Here is a 1036-nt window from a genome sequence, read left to right as displayed (position 1 = left end):
AGCCATGAAGAAAAGGCAGGCCTCACAATAGGTATGGCAATGACCGAGAAACAAGGTGGTTCCGATGTTAGACAAAACAGTACGCGCGCCTTTGCAATGGGTGCCCAGGGACCCGGACAGGTTTACGAACTAATCGGGCACAAATATTTTGTGTCAGCCCCCATGTCAGACGCATTTTTAGTACTCGCCCAAACTAGTTCGGGTGTTTCTTGCTTCTTGGTGCCACGCTGGCGACCCGATGGCAGCAAGAATCCGATGCAAGTACAACGCCTGAAAAATAAAATGGGGAACGTCTCCAATGCTTCCAGTGAGACTGAGCTACGCGGAGCAATGGGGTGGATGATCGGCGAAGAAGGTCGAGGTGTATCGGTAATTTTAGAGATGGTTGCCATGACCCGCTTTGACTGCATGATTGGCACCTCGGGCATGATGCGCCAGGCAATCTCCCAAATCACTCATCACTGCCGCCAACGCAAGGTGTTTGGCAATACACTCGATAAACAACCACTCATGCAAAATGTACTCGCCGACCTGATTATTGAGCACGAAGCAGCTACGGCTTTAAGCATGCGCATGGCGAGGGCACTCGACTTAAGCAGTGAACACGAGCAGGAAAAACATTTAGTGCGCATGGGAACTGCTATCGGCAAATACTGGATCTGCAAGCGGGCCCCCGGCCACGCCTATGAAGCAATGGAGTGCATTGGCGGTAGTGGCGTAATGGAAGATAGTATTATGCCCCGACTATTCAGAGAGTCTCCTGTAAATAGCATTTGGGAAGGTAGTGGCAACGTCCAGTGCCTGGACATGCTTCGCGCCACGCGTCGTAATCCTGAATCTCTACAAGCCTTCCTGACCGAATTGCATACTGTAGAAGGTAAGCATTCACTGATGGATGAAGCCCTAAATGATCTTCATCAAGAATTCTCTAATCAGAAGGATATAGAATACCGCTCCAGAGGAATCGTTGAAAAGATGGCACTTTGCTTCCAAGGGGCAAGCCTACTCCAATATGGAAATGAAGAAATCGCCAATG

General features: G+C 49.7%; 1 protein-coding gene. It reads left to right on the top strand.

What is annotated here, in order from left to right:
• Positions 1-39: 39 nt before the first annotated feature.
• Positions 40-1036, top strand: a 997-nt coding sequence (locus tag A3763_RS25280; RefSeq protein ID WP_369823181.1) for an acyl-CoA dehydrogenase family protein, incomplete at its 3' end; no start/stop codon positions are given.

Source organism: Oleiphilus sp. HI0128 (assembly GCF_001635365.1).
This window is presented reverse-complemented; position numbering and strand designations above follow the sequence as displayed.